Origin of the sequence: Holdemanella hominis (genome assembly GCF_014306155.1) — a bacterium.
GTDB classification, from domain to species: Bacteria; Bacillota_I; Bacilli_A; order Erysipelotrichales; family Erysipelotrichaceae; genus Holdemanella; species Holdemanella hominis.
In genome coordinates, this window is record NZ_JACRWH010000004.1 from 60,589 (window position 1) to 77,678 (window position 17,090).

The window sequence follows — 17,090 nt, forward strand, 5'->3', positions numbered from 1 at the left end:
GACCTCCTACTAGTAATCCAAATTAGCGTATACAGCATTTTCCTGAATATATTCACGCCGAGGCTCTACATCCTCACCCATCAACATATCAAATACACTGTCCGCTTCCATCGCATCATCAATTGTGACACGTTTCAATACTCTATGATGTGGATCCATCGTTGTTTCCCACAACTGTTCTGCATCCATTTCCCCTAAACCTTTATAACGCTGAACTTTGTACCCATCTTTAAATTCTTCGCGCAACTGATCCATTTCCTGTTCCTTATACGCATAGGCAATCTTTTTTCCTTTTTGCACCTTATATAAAGGAGGTTGTGCAATATAAACATATCCACCTTCAATAACAGGTTTCATAAAACGATATAAGAAAGTCAACATCAATGTACAAATATGACTACCATCGACATCGGCATCGGTCATAATAACAATTTTGTGATAACGTAATTTCGTTACATCTACATCTTCTTGAATTCCACATCCAAAAGCAGTAATCATACTACGAATTTCCTGGTTTTCAAAAATACGATGCGTTCTAGCTTTTTCAACATTTAAAATCTTACCACGCAAAGGTAAAATAGCTTGTGTTTTCGCGTCACGACCTTGTTTCGCGCTGCCCCCGGCAGAATCACCTTCGACGATATAAATTTCACATTCACTTGCATCTTTACTTGAACAATCCGTTAATTTACCTGGTAATGAACTAATTCCATCCAATGCAGATTTACGACGTGTTAATTCACGAGCTTTTTTTGCTGCAATTCTTGCCTTGCTGGCAATTTCTGCCTTTTCTACAATAGCCTTGGCAATATCTGGATTTTCTAAGAAGAAACGGTTGATCTGTTCACCCGCAATATTTGAAACAATCTTACGAACTTCACTATTTCCTAATTTTGTCTTTGTCTGTCCTTCATACTGAGGATCCGGGTGCTTAACAGAAATAATCGCAACCAATCCCTCTTTAACGTCATCCTGAGATAAACTCTCATCCTTTTTGATCATATTATTATTTTTCGCATAGGCATTAATACAACGAGTCAAAGCCATTCTGAAACCATCTTCGTGATATCCACCTTCATGCGTATGAATATTATTACAGAAAGAATAAATACTAGATTGATAGCCATCGTTATATTGCAAAGCAACTTCTGCAAGAATACCATCCTGCAATCCCTCTACATAAATGACTTTGTCACTGATTGTACTCTTATTCTTATTTAAGAATTGTACATACTCAATAATTCCACCCTCATATTTATAGTCATTACTTGGACCATCTGATGTTCTTTTATCAGTTAAAGTTAAACGTATATCCTTATTTAAAAAGGCAAGCTGACGCAGACGAGAATTCAACGTTTCATAATCATAAACTGTTGTATCCTTAAAAATCGTTGGATCTGCTTTAAAACGAACTAAAGTACCTGTTTCTTCTGTTGTACCAATAATTTTTAAAGGCTCCACCGCATGTCCACCATTTTCAAAACGAATAAAATAAATTTTACCATCCTGATAAACAGTAACCTCTAACCATTCACTCAACGCATTAACGACACTGGCACCAACACCATGCAAACCTCCGGAAACCTTATAAGCACCTCCACCAAATTTTCCACCTGCATGTAATACCGTCATAATTGTTTCTACTGCGCTAATCCCTGTCTTTTCATGAATTCCAACTGGCATACCACGACCATTATCACGTACCGCAATAATATCCTCTGGCTCAATTGTCACATCAATTCGATTCGCAAAACCAGCCAAGGCCTCATCAATACCATTATCTACAATTTCCCAAACTAGATGGTGAAGTCCACGTACAGAAGTGGAACCAATATACATACCTGGTCTCAAACGAACCGCTTCTAACCCTTCTAACACCTGAATATCATCCGCTGTATACGAATGTTCTACTTGTGTAGCTTGTGTTTCTAATTCTTCAAATTCAAGAATCTCTTTTTGTAATTCATCCTGACTCATTTGTAGACCTCCTTGATTCTCCCTTGTTCTATATCATAGAATCGAACTTCACGATTCCAATGCATATTCAATCGTTCTGTTGTTGTTATAAAAATCTGCATATCATTAGGAAGCTTTTCAATTAATTGTCGCTTTCTAAGATTATCCAGTTCACTAAATACGTCATCCAATAATAAAATTGGATATTGCCCACTCTTTTCATAAATAATTTGGGCTAAACCCAATTTAAGTGCCAATACAAAACTTCTTTTCTGCCCCTGACTAGCCACTTCACATACAGGTTTTCCATTCAATTCAAATAAAATATCATCCCTATGAATTCCAATCAAAGTCTGATGATATTTTTTTTCTTTTTCAAAAACCTTGGCATAAGCTTCCTTCATATCTCCATCCAAATCAATAAACGTTATATACTTAGCATCTATATATTCTTTTTCATTTGAAAAGAATGGATATAGCTCACGCGCTTTTATCATCAAAGAATTCAAAAATTCATTTCTTTGTTTCATAATGATTTTTTGAACATCTATCATCTGATCCAAATAAATTTGAACTAAACACTCATCCACTTTACTCTGTTTCAAAGCTTGATTTCTCTGCTTTAAAATTTTTTGATACGAAGATAACGTAACCGTATACGTTTTTGACAATTTCATTAACTCCATATCAATAAATCGTCTTCGATTTTTTGGAGATGAAGTAAATAAAGATAAATCGTCTGGACAAAATAAGATCGCATTTTCAATTCCAATAAAATCCGAATACTTCTTAACTGGATTTTGAAAACGAAACAAATGCTTTTTTTGATGATCCACAATCACTTTCAATTCTTCTTTTCTGTGATTAGACTCCACCGCTGCCTGAACACAAAATTCATTGCACCCATGCATGATCATACTGTCCAATTGATTTGTTCGAAACGAACGCAAATGACTTAAAAAATAAATAGCTTCAATTAAGTTCGTTTTTCCCTGTGCGTTTTTTCCATATAAAAAATGAATGCATTTTGGTGTAAAAGAAAAAGACATGGTTTCATAATTACGGAAATGAAAACATGTCAGTTTTTCAACATTCATTTCACTTCAATCCTTATTCCATTAGTTTCTACAATATCTCCATGGTAGATCTTTTTTCCACGACGATTTTCATTAACGCCGTTGACTAATACTTCCATGTTTGCTAAATATTCCTTGGCCTGTCCACCACTATAGACAACATCGCAAGCTTTCAGCAATTGTGCTAATGTAATATACTCATCTTTAAGTTCAAATTCCATGAAAATACCTCTTTTCGCATTATAATTATATCATAAAACGACATAAATAGCTATGCGTACAGAGATACCGATATAAAAAGAAACCGTTTAAAACGAGTTTAAACGGCATTTTCTTTAATCATAACTACGAATTGGCACTAAAATCATTAAGACTGAAGCATCTTCCGGATTTGATACCTTGATAGGCTTCATAAATCCAGAAAATTCAATTAATACTTTTTCGCATCCCAATGCCTTGATCGCATCCAACATATATGTACCATTACATGTCAATGAAATATCTTCTCCTTCATATTCACACTTAGTCAATACTTCATCAGAGTTTCCAATTTCACTTGAATACGTCTTAACATGAGTTTCTGCAGTTGAACATTCCAATTTTATTAAATGTACTTTATCATTACGAATGAAGTTAGTACGATCAATTGTACCTGCAATTTCATATGAATCCACCAACATCTTAGATACACAACTTGTAGGAATAATTCTTTGTACATCTGGGAAAGTTCCATCAATCAAACGAGTTTGGATAATTGTTTTATCAAATACAAACTGTGCTTTTTTAGAATCTGCATAAATATCGATTGTATCATCATCCGAAACAGAACGAACAACCTCAGTTAAAGATTTACTAGGAATTGTGATATTAAAATCTTGACTTGAATTCAATTCAATTGTTTTTCTAGCTAAACGATATGAGTCTGTTCCAGAACAATACAACATATTACCTTGTGAATTGAAGTTTACCCCTGTTAATACTGGACGTTGATCTTTATCGCTGCACGCAAATGCAGTTTGAGAAACAATAGATTTTAAACCTGTTGCCTTCAATACAAAATGATGATTAGGTTGTGTAAAATCAATATCAGGATATTCATTAGAACGAATACCATTTAAATTAAATTGACCATTATCACTAGAAATACGAACTAAAGAGTAGTCAATTACTTCAATTTCAATATTTTTACAATCCAACTTACGAACAATTTCTAACAAATACTTAGAATCAATAATAATAGATCCTTCTTCTTCAATATCTAAATTATTCAATTCACCAGGAACAATTACAGTACGAATGGATATATTTGAATCACTACCAGTTAAAATCATTGAACCATCTTTTAAATCAATACAAATACCTGATAGTGCAGGCAATGGAGAAAAGACACTAATAGCTCTAGAAACAATAGATAGCTTGTCATAAAAATATTTTCGATCAATAGAAAAATGCATAAAATCCTCCTTTTATTAATATATTTATATATAAATTATAATATAAGGGACTGTATAAGTGTGTAAAAATTGCACAGACCCTTTAAAATACCTACTCTATGCTAATTTTTAGGGTGTGGATTCCATGAGGAATACAGTGTATAAATTAAGAATCCAAAGTGCTACGAATTTTTTCAACAGCTGTTTTAAAAGCTTCATCTTTTTGAATCAATTTTTTAGCACGCTCATACGAACTAGAGATTGTAGTATGGTCTCTACCACCTAATTCTTGGCCGATAGATACATAAGATTTATGAAGCAAGTCTCTGGATAAATAAACACAAATATGACGTGCATTTGCGATAAATTTTTGACGACATTTTCCCTCTAAATCTTTATAAGAAAGGCCATAGAAGCGAGTAACAGCTTTTTTAATCTTTTTGATTGTCAATTCATCCGATTGCGATACAATAGGCTCTTTAATAAGCACTTTACGCGCAAAATCCATGTCAATTACATCTGGATTGAATAAAGTTGCATTAAAAATTAAGCGATTTAAAGTACCTTCTAGATTTCTGACGTCATTTGAATATTTACCAGCCAAATAATCAATAACATCTTCACTCATGTTCACACTTTCTTCACGTCCCTCGATTTTTTTCTTTAAAATTGCTTTACTTGTTTCAAATTCCGGTTTAGAAATACTGATTGTAAGCCCAGAAACAAAGCGTGAAATTAAACGAGACTGTAATCCACTAATTTCACTAGGATGCATATCACTTGTGATAATAATCTGTGTGTTCTTTTGAATCAACTGATTATAGACAGTGAAGAAGATTTCCTGACTGCTAGAATGTTGCTGCAAATTTTGAATATCATCAATCAAAAAATAATCACAATCTAAAAGTTGTTCTTTTACTCTTTCTACAGTATTGCCATGAACATTTTTGGTTTTCATAGCTTCAATCAATAAAGAAACTAAATCACCACTATACATGTAGATGACTTTACATTCAGGATGTTCCTTAGCTAGATAATTTCCCATCGCATGTAGTAAATGGGTTTTACCTAAGCCAGAATTACCATATAACATAAGTGGATTAAAAAGATGTGAAGTCGTTTGTGTACAACAAGCTAAACATGCGGCATAAGCCTCCGCATTAGAATTACCTTCGACAAAATTTTCAAATGTATAAGAAGGATTGAATTTATTTTCTAATAAAACATTCGTTCTTTGTTTGACAACCTCTTCAGGCATCATTTTTTCCATTTCTCTTTGGTGAATAAACTGAATTGTTAATGTATCGCCCCATACCTCACTTAAAGTGGATTCAAACAGTTCTTTTTCTTTCTGTTTCTTTAAAATACTAAAAGTGATTGTAGAACGATAGGCTACATAAGCTATATTATCCTCTATTTTAAATAGAGTTGTTTTTGAAATCCATGAATTGAATGTATGACTATCAAAATAGTTGGATTCTTGTATCTTTTGTAAAGTTTCATTCCATATCGATGTATAAGACATGGTAGACATAGTAAAACCTCCTTGCAGTATTACTATTATACACGATTTTTACACTTATCCCCATTTATTCTTTTGGGATAAATCTTTTCCCAATGTGGACTTATGTGCAAAAAAAATGAACAAAATCGGGATAACTCACTTTATATTCATATTAAATACATAGCGAATTATTGATAAACAAAGGCTCTCAATGACTTTTCCCAAGTTATACAGAGCATGGATTTAGAATGTCTTTATCCACTGTATAACTTATGATTTTATATACATTTTATATGTATATTTTGAATTAAAATAAAATAGAATGCAGATCCATATATATAATATGTGGATAATATATAGACCATTTTGTGTAAAACTAATAAAATGTTATAATGAAGTGTAGGAATATAAAGGGGTATAAAAGTATATGTATATTTTTAAATCGAATATAAATCAAAAAGAATACGATCACTTTGTAGAAAATCATCCTAGTTGTAGTTTGCTTCAAAGCTACAAATGGTCAAATATAAAAAATAATTGGAACTCAATTTATACAGGGGTTTATGAAAAGGATACATTAGTAGCCGCCGGGTTGGTATTGATTCGTCCATTACCACTTTCTTTTTCTATGTTTTATTTGCCTAGAGGACCAATTTTAGATTATAAAAATAAAGAGTTATTGAATTTTTACTTTACAGAATTAAAGAAAATTGCCAAAAAAGAACATTGTTTATTTATTAAATTTGATCCAAGTATTTTAATTTCAAGCTTCCACTTAGACGAAGAAAGAAAAGAATTTAATTATAAGGAAGAGTTTGAAAATATTAAATCATGTAAAGCCATTCATTATGGATTCAATAAAGATTTTGATACAACCATTCAACCAAGATACAATATGGTAGAGTATGCGGATGATTTTGGAATGGACAATTTATCTAAAAAAGGGAAAAAGAACATTAAAATTGCTCAGAAACAAAATTTAGATATTCAATTTGGACACAAAGAATTATTGGAAGACTTTGATAAAGTCATGAAATGTACAGAGGAAAGAAAAGGAATTTCTTTACGAACAAAAGAGTATTATGAATTACTTCTAGATACATATGCAGATGATGCATTTATCACTTTAGCCTATTTCCATATCCACGATATGTTAAAAGAGACAAAAGAAAGATATGAACAGTGTTTACTAGATTTAGAGAGTTGTCCAGAGAACGCAAAGAAGAAACGTTTTACCTTGGAAGAATTAAAAGACTCATTAGAGAAGAAAATCAGTAAATATGAAGAAGATGTGAAAACATATGGTGAAACAGTCTGTGTTTGTGGAACACTAACCGTAAAATATGGACATACATCAGAAATTTTATATGCAGGAATGAATGAAGATTTTAAACGTTTGATGGGCCCCTATTTAACTTGGTATAAAACAATGGAAAAATGTTTTGAACTTGGATGTAAAACAAGTAATATGGGTGGAATTGAAGGAACTCTTAAGGGAGGACTTGTTGATTTTAAAGAAATATATCATCCTAGAATCAATGAATACATTGGTGAATTTGATATTCCGGTTAATTCAATATTGTATAATGTTGCATTTAAATTTTATAAGAAGATTAAGGAAAGAAACGCAAAACACAAATAATTTAAGCATGATCTAAGTACGACCATCTATTATATCCAAGTAAGGATGGAATTTGATATGTCGTATTTATTTTTTTAAGAGATAAACCGTGAAGAATTTGATGAATTTGTAGAAAAGCATGAATATTGTAATTAACCACAAAGATATAACTGAGCAAAAGTAAAAAGTAATTGGGATCATATGTATACAGGTGTGTATAAAGACAATGTATTAGTCGCAACAGGTTTAATATTGATAAAAAGATTGCCATTATCATTTTGTATGTACTATTTACCCAGAGGTCCTATGATGGATTATAAGGATAACGTGCTTGTTCAATATTATTTTGATCAATAAAAAAAGGTCGCAAAAAAAAGATCATTGTATCTTTATTAAATTTGATCCAGCTATTCATGTTAATGATTATGATTCAAAATCATATAATACAAATCGATATGAATATACAGATACATATTTAAAAATATTCAAAAGCTGTAAAGCTATACATCATGGCTATACAATGAGTATTGCGGATACAGTACAGGCTAGATTTCAATCGAACGTATATTCATATGAAAATATAGAGAAAACATTGCCAAAACATACGAAACGTTTAATTAAGGATTCATAGCGTAGAAATGTTCAAATTATTCATGGACAAGGTGAATTGCTAGATGAATTCAGCCGACTTGTAGAATTGACGGAATCAAGAAAAGGCGTTGCGTTAAAAGATAAAGAATATTTCAAGACATTATTAGAAAATTGTCCTGAAGGAAGCGTCATCTTTTTAGCGACTTGTAACGTATATCAATTAGATAAAGAGGCAAAGGAAAAGAAGGTACAGCGTGAAAAAGAAATGCTGCAACATCTGAAAATGCTAAAAAGAAATTGCATCGTTTAGAAGATTAATTGCAAAGTGTAAATAAAGATATTAATGAATATAAGAAATTGTTTGATGAATTTGGTCAAGAAGATAAAGAGATTGCGATTGCAGGAATACTTAGTATTCAATATGGAAATACTTGTGAAATGTTGTATGCAGGAATGGACGAAAGATTCAAAAAATTTATGCCTCAATATAAAGAATATGTTGAAAACTTTAACTGGGCATTTGATAGAGGATGTTTATGGAGTAATATGGGTGGTGTAGAAGGATCTTTAGATGATGGATTGACAAAATTTAAAGATAACTTTAATCCAACTATAAATGAAATGATAGGAGAATTTGATATACCGGTTTATCCATTTATGTAGCGTTTAACTCAAAAAGCGTATGAAATACTTAAAAGTAAGCATAAGTAATAATTATTTTATTGACAATCATTTTAATTTATGTTTATAATGTTTGAGCAATCTTATTTGAAAATTTAGAAGAAGAAGACTGAGGGGTGTAATCAAGATGAAAAGAACATATCAGCCAAGTAAGAGAAAACACCAAAAAGTTCATGGCTTCCGTGCTCGTATGGCAACTGTTGGTGGACGTAACGTTCTTTCTAGAAGAAGAGCGAAAGGCAGAAAGGTTTTATCCGCATAGAAATCACCTGCTAGGTGATTTTTTTGTCTGGATAGGGAAATAACATGAAAAAAGAATTTCGTGTATTAAAAAACTATGAGTTTTCTTCCATCATCCAGAATCGACAATTTGTTAAGTCGTCGTCTTTTGTTTGTTATTTTCAAAAACGTAAACTAGACCATGCAAGAGTCGGAATCAGTGTTGGCAAAAAATTAGGAAATGCGGTCTGTCGAAATAAAGTGAAAAGACAGCTTCGTAGTATAGTAGATGATATTTTTACATTTGAAGAGGGATATGATCTTATTATTATAGTCCGACCTGCCTACGCAAATAAATTGTTTGAAGAAAATAAAAATGAAATGAAAGAAAATCAAAATCGGATAAATAAAAGATTTTTGAAGAAGTAGAGGAATAAAAAATGAAACAATTTTTGCAGAAAAAAGCAAAATTGGTCTTTCTATGTATGTTGGTATTATTAACATGTACGGCTTGTGCAAATCCAAGAGGTAGAGATGGAAAAACATTAGCAGACCAAATTATTGCAAGTGAAGAAACAACAATTGATGCAAGTCAAATCAATTACAAAGACATTTCTGATAAAGAATTAAAGAAAGAAATTAAAAAGAATATTAAAGATGGACAATATACAATTCAACCAACAACTTTTAAAGAATCTATGTCAAAAGGATGGTTCGAAGGTTTAATTGTTTGGCCAATTGCACAAATTATCAACTTAATTTCAGCAAAAACAGATGCCGGTGTAGGTATTATTTTAACAACATTGTTAATTCAGGTGCTTGTATTTTTATTTACACGTAAATCACAAATGTCTACACAAAGAATGCAGGAAATTCAACCTGAAATTCAAAAGATTCAAAATAAATATAAAGATAAAACAGATGAGCGTTCTAAAATGCAGATGGCTCAAGAAATGCAGAATATTTATCAAAAATACGATATTCACCCATTTGGTTCAATGTTAATTACTTTCATCCAGCTGCCAATCATGATGGGTATGTATTATGCAACAATGCGTTCAGTAAGTGTTGTTAGCGGAAGCTTTATGGGTATTTCTTTAGCAGGTACTCCACTTGATGGATTTAAAGCACTCGATATCGCATATATCTCAATTTATGTGTTGATGGTTATCTTCTATATTGTATCAATGAAATTACCTCAATGGTTAAAGAAATGGCAAGATAAGAAAGATAACGTTAAAGTTAAAAAATATGCACAGGAAGAAACAAATCCTATGGCTAACAGCATGAACATGTCAATGTATTTCATGACAGCAATGATTTGTATTATGTATATTTCATGGCCAATGGCGATGTCATTCTATTGGTTAGTATCAAGTGTAATTCGTGTATGTCAATCATTGATCCTACACAAAGTTATGAACAAAAAGTAGGTATAACATATGGAATTCGCTAAATTTACTGGAAAAACTTTAGATGAAGCTTTAGCAGCTGCTTGCAATGCTAAAGGATGTACAAAAGAAGAACTTCATTATGAAGTTACAGAAGAAAAAAGTGGTTTTTTAGGAATCGGAAAAACAATTGAAATTGAAGCATATTGCCCAAAAGATATTGAAGATTTCATTAAGTCATATATTCAAACATATTTTGACAATGCAGAATTAGATGGAACTGTTGAAATTGAAAATGATCATGGTTTTTATCGTATTACTGTAAACACAAAAAACAATGCGATTATGATTGGTAAAGCGGGTAAGTCTTTACAAGCATTCAATCGTTTAGTTAAAGCTGCAGTAAGTGCAGCATTCAAAAAGCGTATCGGACTTTTAATCGATGTGAATGGTTATAAGGAAGAAAGATACGAAAAAATCTGTAAAATGGCAGTTCGCGTCGCAAAAGATGTACGTCGTACAAAAGTAGATGCAGTATTAGATCCAATGCCAGCCGATGAAAGAAAGGCAATTCACAATGCTTTAGCAGGAATGAACGATATTTCTACTAAGAGTGAAGGTGAAGGCGAAGGACGTCGTTTACACATTTTGTATACACCAGGAAAAGATGAAGAATAACGGGATAATCCCGTTATTTTTTTGAAGGAGGGCTTCATGAAAATTATTATTGGATTAGGGAATATTGGTAGAGAATATGAAAATACGCGTCATAATGCAGGCTTTATGGCGATTGATAAATTGGCACAAATGCTAGAAATGGATTTTAATCAGGAAAAGTTTTCGGCTTATTTTGCGAAAAAGAAAATTGATGGAGAAGACATAATTTTATTAAAACCAACCACATATATGAATAATAGTGGTATCGCATTAAGACAATGCATGGATTTCTATAAAGTGCCTTCTGAAGATATCCTTGTATTATATGATGATATGGATATGCCTGTTGGAAAACTTCGTTTGCGTCAAAAAGGTAGTGCTGGTGGTCATAACGGAATCAAGAGTATTATTTCTCATATTGGCACACAGGAATTTGATCGTATTCGCATAGGAATTGGTAAAGATAAATTAATTCCAGTTGTAGACTGGGTACTGGGTAAATTCCCTCAAGAACAACAAGAGGATTTAAATCATGCTTTAGAACAAGCCGCGAAAGCAGCTAAATTTTCAATAAAACACTCTTTTAGTGACACAATGAATAGGTATAATAAGAAGTAGAAGGTGATATTTTTGAAAGATACAATATTAAATAAATTACAGTCCAATCCAGTAGCTCAACAAATGCTTCAATTTGGCAATAATATTGGTAACTTATTTCCAAATGAAGAAGCTTTATGTATGGCCAGTGCTTTTATGCAGGATCAACAAACACGAATTGTAGTTAAGAAAAATCGTTATGAAGCGCAACAACTCTATCAAAGATTGAAACCACTTATCAATGATACATTATTATTTGTGATGGAAGAATCTTTGCGTGTACAAGCCATCGCTTCAAGTCCAGAAGATAAACAAGAACAACTCTATGTATTAACTCAGCTTGTGAAAGAAGATAAGCCACGTATTATCATATGTAATACGGCGGCCTTTTTACGTTACTTACCCGATAAAGAATTATTTAAAAGTCTTTGTTACAAATTTGAAGTAGATCAAGAAATTACGATGGCAGAATTGAAACAAAAACTAAATCGTGCCGGCTATACAAAGGTCAATTATGTAGATCGTCCATGTACATACGCAAGTCGTGGAGGAATTGTCGATGTATATTGCCTTGAATATGAACATCCAATTCGTATTGAATTTTTTGATACAGTGATTGAATCCATTCGTTTATTTCATGAAGAAACTCAACGAACAATTCAAACAATAGATTCTGTATTGATTAATCCAGCTACAGATTTATTGTTTACAGATGATCAGATTGAGTATCTTCAAAAAGAAATTGATTCTGAATTAGAAAAACAACAGGCAAAATTAATTCAAGATGATTATGACTTCTTATTAGATTATATTGAAAAAGATAAGATTTCTATAGAAAACTATAATATTGATCCACATTTGTATATTTATTTTAGTTATTTAAATGCCAATAAATTAACTGACTATATCAATGGACACATTATTTTCTCAAGTCAGGAAGAAGTGGAAAGTGGATATAAAAAATTGAATGAGGAAACGATATCTTTTATTCAGGAAATGGTTGAATCGCATCAATATTTACCTAAGTATTGTATGTTCCATGACATACTTACATTTGAAAAAGAACATACGATTCAGATGTTCCATGATTTCTTAGATTTTAAACATCCAATCTTCTCAAATATAGAGACATTAGAACAATCAGATCAACCATTGATTCAAATTCTAGAGAATCTAAAAGGGGAAAATATCTATATTTCTTTGGATGAGGAACATACAAAAAAAGTGCAGGAAGCCTTAAAAGCTTATTCAATTCATAGGAATATCACATTTATTAAAGATGACTTTTATGAAGGATTTACATATGAAGATATTTCTGTTTATACACAACAGGAATTATTTCATCATCCTAGTCAAATTAAGCGTTATCAGAAAACATTTAAACAAGGTCAGATTTTACAGAATATTCTTGAACTAGAACCAAACGATTATGTTGTACATGAACAATATGGTATTGGCCAATATGTTGGAATTACAACGCGAAAAATAAAAGGAAAGACATTAGATTATTTACATGTTTTATACAATGGAGGCGATGAATTATTTGTCCCATTATCACAATTTCAGTTGGTAAGAAAATATGTGTCCAAAGAAGGTGTGGGCATCAAATTATCGCAATTGGGTTCTAACAAATGGAAAAAGACGAAGGAAAAGGTTTCTAAAAAGGTTGAAGAAATTGCGTCTCGATTAGTTGAGTTATATGCGAAGCGAAATGAAGATATTGGTTTTGCGTTCAGTAAAGATGATGATCTACAAAGAGAATTTGAAGAAGCCTTTGAATATGAGGCAACACCAGATCAAATGAAAGCTACAGAAGAAATCAAACGAGAAATGGAAAAGTCAAAACCAATGGATCACTTATTATGTGGAGATGTAGGGTTTGGTAAGACAGAAGTAGCTATGCGTGCTGCATTCAAGGCTATTTCAAATAATAAACAAGTAGCTTTACTGTGCCCAACTACAATTTTATCTATGCAACATTATCAGACGTTTATAAAGCGTTTTGAAAATGTAGGTGCTAATATTCGCGTAGTGAATCGTTTTGTGCCAACAAAAGAAATGAGTCAGATTAAAAAAGAATTGGCGGACGGGCAAGTTGATATTATTATTGGTACACATAAATTATTGAATAAATCTTTTCAATATAAAAGCTTAGGTTTATTGATTATTGATGAGGAGCAGCGATTTGGAGTTGAGCACAAAGAAAAAATTAAAGAGATGAAAAACACAATCGACGTTTTATCTTTAAGTGCAACACCAATTCCTAGAACTTTACAGATGTCTTTGATTGGGGTACGTACGATTTCACAATTGAATACACCACCATTACATCGTCATCCAATTCAAACGTATGTGATGGAAAACAAAAAGAGTGTCGTGAAAGAAATCATTCAAAGAGAATTATCTCGTGGAGGACAAGTTTTTTATTTGTATAACCACGTATCGAATATCTATTCTGTAGCTAAAAATATTCAAAATATGTTCCCTGATGCCAAAGTAGCAGTGGCACATGGACGTATGGATAAGAATGATATTGAGCAGACGATGATTGATTTTGAACAAGATAAATATCAAATTTTAGTTTGTACAACAATTATTGAAACTGGACTAGATATTGCGAATGCGAATACGATGATCATTGATGATGCCGATCGTTTTGGATTGTCTCAACTTTATCAGATTCGAGGTCGTGTGGGGCGTCGTGAAAAAATCGCATATTGTTATTTATTGGTACAGCCACAAAAAGAATTAACAGAACAGGCACATAAAAGGTTAAAAGCCATTAAAGAATTTACATCTTTAGGCAGTGGATATAAAGTGGCTATGCGAGATTTAACAATTCGTGGAGCCGGAGACATGCTTGGGCCGCAACAAGCAGGATTTATTGATGATGTTGGTTTGGATTTATATCTTGAAATGTTGGCAAGTGCCATTAAGGAAAAGCAAGGCAAGCCAATTGAGAATAAAAAGAATGATAAAGTGGCTCAAGTTCAGCTATCGGGATATATACCTAAAAAATTCACAGATAATGATGGAGATAAATTAGAAATCTATCAACACATTAAGAAAACAGAGAGTCTTACTGAATTGATTGAATATGAAAAACGTGTTGAAGACTTATTTGGGCATATTCCAAATGAAGTAAAACAATTGTTTGAACAGAAAAAACTGGATTTCTTTGTGAATCGAGAAGGTGTTGAATCATTAAAAGAAACAGATGACGTCGTTACAATCACAATGAGTGCTGAATGGTCAAAGAATTGTGATGGTGTCAAATTATTTGGAGCTATCAATGATATTAGTCGAAAGATCAATTTGAAATTAGAGAGTGGAAAAATTAAGATCATGATTTCTAAACGATTAAAGAAACATATTGAATTGTTGATGCAGGTTATTGATAAATTAGAAGGAGAGTTTTGATGCGATTAGATAAATATTTAAAAACAGCACGAATCTTAAAAAGAAGAGAAGCTGCTAAAGAATTAGCTTTACAAGGACGTATCTGGGTCAATGAACGAGTGGCAAAACCAAGTACAGAATTAAAAATAAGTGATACAATTCGTATTCGTTTTGGAGCAAGACTTCTTGAAATTCGTGTATTAGATATTCAAAAACAAGTTTCGAAACAAAATGCCCAACTATTGTTTGAAATTATACACGAAGAAAGAATCGAAGATGAACAAGCTTAATGTTGTGTGCGGAGCTCTTATCATAGATGGAAAAGTGATGATTGCCCAAAGAAATTATGGTTCAAGCAAAGGTTTCTTTGAATTTCCTGGTGGAAAAGTTGAGAAAAGTGAAACAAAAGAAGAGGCATTAATTCGGGAATGGAAAGAAGAATGTGATATTGACATTCACAATGTGCAATATTTAGCTTCTAGCGTGGATTATCAAGATGGATATGAAATTCACTTAACTTGTTTCACATGTACTTCTAATGAAAAACCAACAAAATTAAGTGTGCATTCAGAATATATTTGGACAACTCCAGATCATATATATGACTATAACTTCTTTAAATCTGATAAAATGCTTGTAGAAGCATTAAAGGGGGTATGGCCATGTTTAACAAAACCAATGAAACCAAAGTATTAAGAGATCCTGTGCATGGATATATTCATGTGAAGTATCAAGTGATATGGGATTGTATCAACGCAAAAGAATTTCAAAGATTGCATCGCATCCATCAATTGGGTGGGGATTTTCAAATCTATCATACGGCGGAGCATTCCCGGTTTTCTCATAGTTTAGGGGTATATGAAATCACAAGACGGATGTGTGAAGAAGTGGATTCAATTGCGGCTACTTTAAGTGAATATGAAAAAATTCAGGTTTTATGTGCTGCTCTGTTGCATGATTTAGGACATGGACCATTTTCTCACTTCTTTGAAACACTTCACAAGAAACATCATGAACAAATGACTTGTGATTTAATTTTGGATCCAGAAACAGAAATTCATAAAGCACTAATTAAAGAGGATGAGGCTCTTCCACAAAATATTGTGTTGATTCTAACACATCAACATGCAAAACCAATGATGTATCAAATGATTAGTTCACAACTGGATGCGGATCGAATGGATTATCTATTAAGAGATGCCTACGAAACAGGTACAAGCTATGGAAATTTTGATTTGGAAAGAATCTTACGTACTTTACGAGTAAAAAATGATTCTCTATGTGTGAAAATGAGTGGAATGCACAGTATTGAAGACTATATTATGGCAAGATACCACATGTATTGGCAGGTTTACCTTCATCCAGATGCCAAATCATATGAAATTATGATTCAACAATTCTTTAAACGATATGCACAAGTACGAAACATAGAAGTATTTGAACCATTATTGAATGGCGAGTTATCGAATAAGGATTTTTATTTAATGGATGAACATCGAATGTTCTATGGTTTTCAACAAGCTCTAGAATGTGAAGATGAAATTCTAAAGGATTTCGCAAATCGAATTTTGAATCGTCATTTGTTTGAATGGATAGAAGATCCAAGTCACCAACAAATTCAAGAAATCAAGAATAAATTGGTGGTCTCCGGACATGACTTAGATTATTACTATTATGAAGCTATTTCACATTCTAAAGCATATTTGCCTTATACAGAAAATGATGAGAATCAAATAATATGGATGTTAGATTCTAAAAAAGAACGGGTATCTTTATCGAGTTGTTCACAGATTGTTAAGGCATTATTAAAGATGAAAAATCAAACAAATAAGCGTATTTATTTTCCAAAAGAAATACTTTAAAAACTACGGTAACATGTGATGTGTTACCGTTTTCACTTGTGAAAAAATAGTGTAATTTTATAAAAAAAGGAGAATTTTAGATTAATTTTGATATATTTTCATT

General features: G+C 32.1%; 17 protein-coding genes and 1 pseudogene. 13 read left to right on the plus strand and 5 right to left on the minus strand.

Features of this window, described 5'->3' with window-relative positions:
• Window positions 1-9: 9 nt before the first annotated feature.
• From gyrB to dnaA, 5 genes are all read right to left on the minus strand, one after another.
• Window positions 10-1,977, minus strand: coding sequence for a DNA topoisomerase (ATP-hydrolyzing) subunit B (gene gyrB, locus H8911_RS02275; RefSeq protein WP_186998582.1), 1,968 nt, complete (start codon window positions 1,975-1,977; stop codon window positions 10-12).
• Window positions 1,974-3,053: a DNA replication/repair protein RecF gene (gene recF / locus H8911_RS02280; protein ID WP_186998583.1), complete on the minus strand. Its 1,080-nt coding sequence runs from the start codon at window positions 3,051-3,053 to the stop codon at window positions 1,974-1,976. Before recF ends, gyrB begins: the two co-directional genes overlap by 4 nt.
• Window positions 3,050-3,253: a S4 domain-containing protein YaaA gene (gene yaaA, locus H8911_RS02285; RefSeq protein WP_117573367.1), complete on the minus strand. Its 204-nt coding sequence runs from the start codon at window positions 3,251-3,253 to the stop codon at window positions 3,050-3,052. The genes recF and yaaA overlap by 4 nt, the downstream gene beginning before the upstream one ends.
• A gap of 114 nt (window positions 3,254-3,367) precedes the next feature.
• Complete coding sequence (dnaN, locus tag H8911_RS02290) at window positions 3,368-4,486, minus strand: DNA polymerase III subunit beta (protein ID WP_186998584.1); 1,119 nt, start codon at window positions 4,484-4,486, stop codon at window positions 3,368-3,370.
• Between the two features lie 145 nt (window positions 4,487-4,631).
• Window positions 4,632-5,999, minus strand: a complete 1,368-nt coding sequence (gene dnaA, locus H8911_RS02295) for a chromosomal replication initiator protein DnaA (RefSeq protein ID WP_199593193.1) — start codon at window positions 5,997-5,999, stop codon at window positions 4,632-4,634.
• 397 nt (window positions 6,000-6,396) lie between these two features.
• Between dnaA and H8911_RS02300 the strand changes: the two genes are divergently transcribed.
• The 13 genes and pseudogenes from H8911_RS02300 (at window position 6,397) to H8911_RS02365 (ending at window position 16,987) form a co-directional block, all read left to right on the plus strand.
• Window positions 6,397-7,611, plus strand: coding sequence for a peptidoglycan bridge formation glycyltransferase FemA/FemB family protein (locus tag H8911_RS02300; protein ID WP_186998585.1), 1,215 nt, complete (start codon window positions 6,397-6,399; stop codon window positions 7,609-7,611).
• 180 nt (window positions 7,612-7,791) lie between these two features.
• On the plus strand, window positions 7,792-7,947 hold the full coding sequence (locus H8911_RS12870) for a peptidoglycan bridge formation glycyltransferase FemA/FemB family protein (protein WP_117925487.1): 156 nt from the start codon (window positions 7,792-7,794) through the stop codon (window positions 7,945-7,947).
• Window positions 7,937-8,491 (plus strand): annotated as a pseudogene (locus H8911_RS12625) (peptidoglycan bridge formation glycyltransferase FemA/FemB family protein). Before H8911_RS12870 ends, H8911_RS12625 begins: the two are co-directional and overlap by 11 nt.
• A gap of 8 nt (window positions 8,492-8,499) precedes the next feature.
• Window positions 8,500-8,844, plus strand: a complete 345-nt coding sequence (locus H8911_RS02320) for a peptidoglycan bridge formation glycyltransferase FemA/FemB family protein (protein WP_186998588.1) — start codon at window positions 8,500-8,502, stop codon at window positions 8,842-8,844.
• A gap of 145 nt (window positions 8,845-8,989) precedes the next feature.
• Window positions 8,990-9,124, plus strand: a complete 135-nt coding sequence (rpmH, locus tag H8911_RS02325; RefSeq protein ID WP_003865695.1) for a 50S ribosomal protein L34 — start codon at window positions 8,990-8,992, stop codon at window positions 9,122-9,124.
• A 44-nt stretch (window positions 9,125-9,168) separates the two neighbouring features.
• Complete coding sequence (rnpA, locus tag H8911_RS02330) at window positions 9,169-9,510, plus strand: ribonuclease P protein component (RefSeq protein ID WP_117924461.1); 342 nt, start codon at window positions 9,169-9,171, stop codon at window positions 9,508-9,510.
• A gap of 11 nt (window positions 9,511-9,521) precedes the next feature.
• On the plus strand, window positions 9,522-10,514 hold the full coding sequence (locus H8911_RS02335) for a YidC/Oxa1 family membrane protein insertase (RefSeq protein ID WP_117924463.1): 993 nt from the start codon (window positions 9,522-9,524) through the stop codon (window positions 10,512-10,514).
• Window positions 10,515-10,523: 9 nt separating this feature from the next.
• Window positions 10,524-11,150, plus strand: a complete 627-nt coding sequence (locus H8911_RS02340; protein WP_117924465.1) for a Jag family protein — start codon at window positions 10,524-10,526, stop codon at window positions 11,148-11,150.
• Between the two features lie 36 nt (window positions 11,151-11,186).
• Complete coding sequence (gene pth / locus H8911_RS02345; RefSeq protein ID WP_154555293.1) at window positions 11,187-11,747, plus strand: aminoacyl-tRNA hydrolase; 561 nt, start codon at window positions 11,187-11,189, stop codon at window positions 11,745-11,747.
• A gap of 3 nt (window positions 11,748-11,750) precedes the next feature.
• The gene (mfd, locus tag H8911_RS02350; protein ID WP_186998589.1) at window positions 11,751-15,146 is read left to right on the plus strand and encodes a transcription-repair coupling factor; all 3,396 of its coding nucleotides are present in this window, start codon (window positions 11,751-11,753) and stop codon (window positions 15,144-15,146) included.
• Entirely contained in the window at window positions 15,146-15,415 is a 270-nt protein-coding gene (locus H8911_RS02355; RefSeq protein ID WP_186998590.1) for an RNA-binding S4 domain-containing protein, read from the plus strand. The genes mfd and H8911_RS02355 overlap by 1 nt, the downstream gene beginning before the upstream one ends.
• Window positions 15,402-15,821: a (deoxy)nucleoside triphosphate pyrophosphohydrolase gene (locus H8911_RS02360; protein WP_186998591.1), complete on the plus strand. Its 420-nt coding sequence runs from the start codon at window positions 15,402-15,404 to the stop codon at window positions 15,819-15,821. The genes H8911_RS02355 and H8911_RS02360 overlap by 14 nt, the downstream gene beginning before the upstream one ends.
• Window positions 15,788-16,987 carry an HD domain-containing protein gene (locus H8911_RS02365; RefSeq protein ID WP_186998592.1) on the plus strand — a complete coding sequence of 400 codons (1,200 nt, stop codon included), beginning with the start codon at window positions 15,788-15,790 and terminating at the stop codon, window positions 16,985-16,987. The genes H8911_RS02360 and H8911_RS02365 overlap by 34 nt, the downstream gene beginning before the upstream one ends.
• The last annotated feature ends 103 nt before the right edge of the window (window positions 16,988-17,090 follow it).

What these genes read in the sequence shown, in the direction of transcription:
- gyrB (WP_186998582.1), bottom strand. Translation starts at nt 1,977, where the DNA reads ATGAGTCAGGATGAATTACAAAAAGAGATTCTTGAATTTGAAGAATTA.
- recF (WP_186998583.1), bottom strand. Translation starts at nt 3,053, where the DNA reads ATGAATGTTGAAAAACTGACATGTTTTCATTTCCGTAATTATGAAACC.
- yaaA (WP_117573367.1), bottom strand. Translation starts at nt 3,253, where the DNA reads ATGGAATTTGAACTTAAAGATGAGTATATTACATTAGCACAATTGCTG.
- dnaN (WP_186998584.1), bottom strand. Translation starts at nt 4,486, where the DNA reads ATGCATTTTTCTATTGATCGAAAATATTTTTATGACAAGCTATCTATT.
- dnaA (WP_199593193.1), bottom strand. Translation starts at nt 5,999, where the DNA reads ATGTCTACCATGTCTTATACATCGATATGGAATGAAACTTTACAAAAG.
- H8911_RS02300 (WP_186998585.1), top strand. Translation starts at nt 6,397, where the DNA reads ATGTATATTTTTAAATCGAATATAAATCAAAAAGAATACGATCACTTT.
- H8911_RS12870 (WP_117925487.1), top strand. Translation starts at nt 7,792, where the DNA reads ATGTATACAGGTGTGTATAAAGACAATGTATTAGTCGCAACAGGTTTA.
- rpmH (WP_003865695.1), top strand. Translation starts at nt 8,990, where the DNA reads ATGAAAAGAACATATCAGCCAAGTAAGAGAAAACACCAAAAAGTTCAT.
- rnpA (WP_117924461.1), top strand. Translation starts at nt 9,169, where the DNA reads ATGAAAAAAGAATTTCGTGTATTAAAAAACTATGAGTTTTCTTCCATC.
- H8911_RS02335 (WP_117924463.1), top strand. Translation starts at nt 9,522, where the DNA reads ATGAAACAATTTTTGCAGAAAAAAGCAAAATTGGTCTTTCTATGTATG.
- H8911_RS02340 (WP_117924465.1), top strand. Translation starts at nt 10,524, where the DNA reads ATGGAATTCGCTAAATTTACTGGAAAAACTTTAGATGAAGCTTTAGCA.
- pth (WP_154555293.1), top strand. Translation starts at nt 11,187, where the DNA reads ATGAAAATTATTATTGGATTAGGGAATATTGGTAGAGAATATGAAAAT.
- H8911_RS02355 (WP_186998590.1), top strand. Translation starts at nt 15,146, where the DNA reads ATGCGATTAGATAAATATTTAAAAACAGCACGAATCTTAAAAAGAAGA.
- H8911_RS02360 (WP_186998591.1), top strand. Translation starts at nt 15,402, where the DNA reads ATGAACAAGCTTAATGTTGTGTGCGGAGCTCTTATCATAGATGGAAAA.
- H8911_RS02365 (WP_186998592.1), top strand. Translation starts at nt 15,788, where the DNA reads ATGTTTAACAAAACCAATGAAACCAAAGTATTAAGAGATCCTGTGCAT.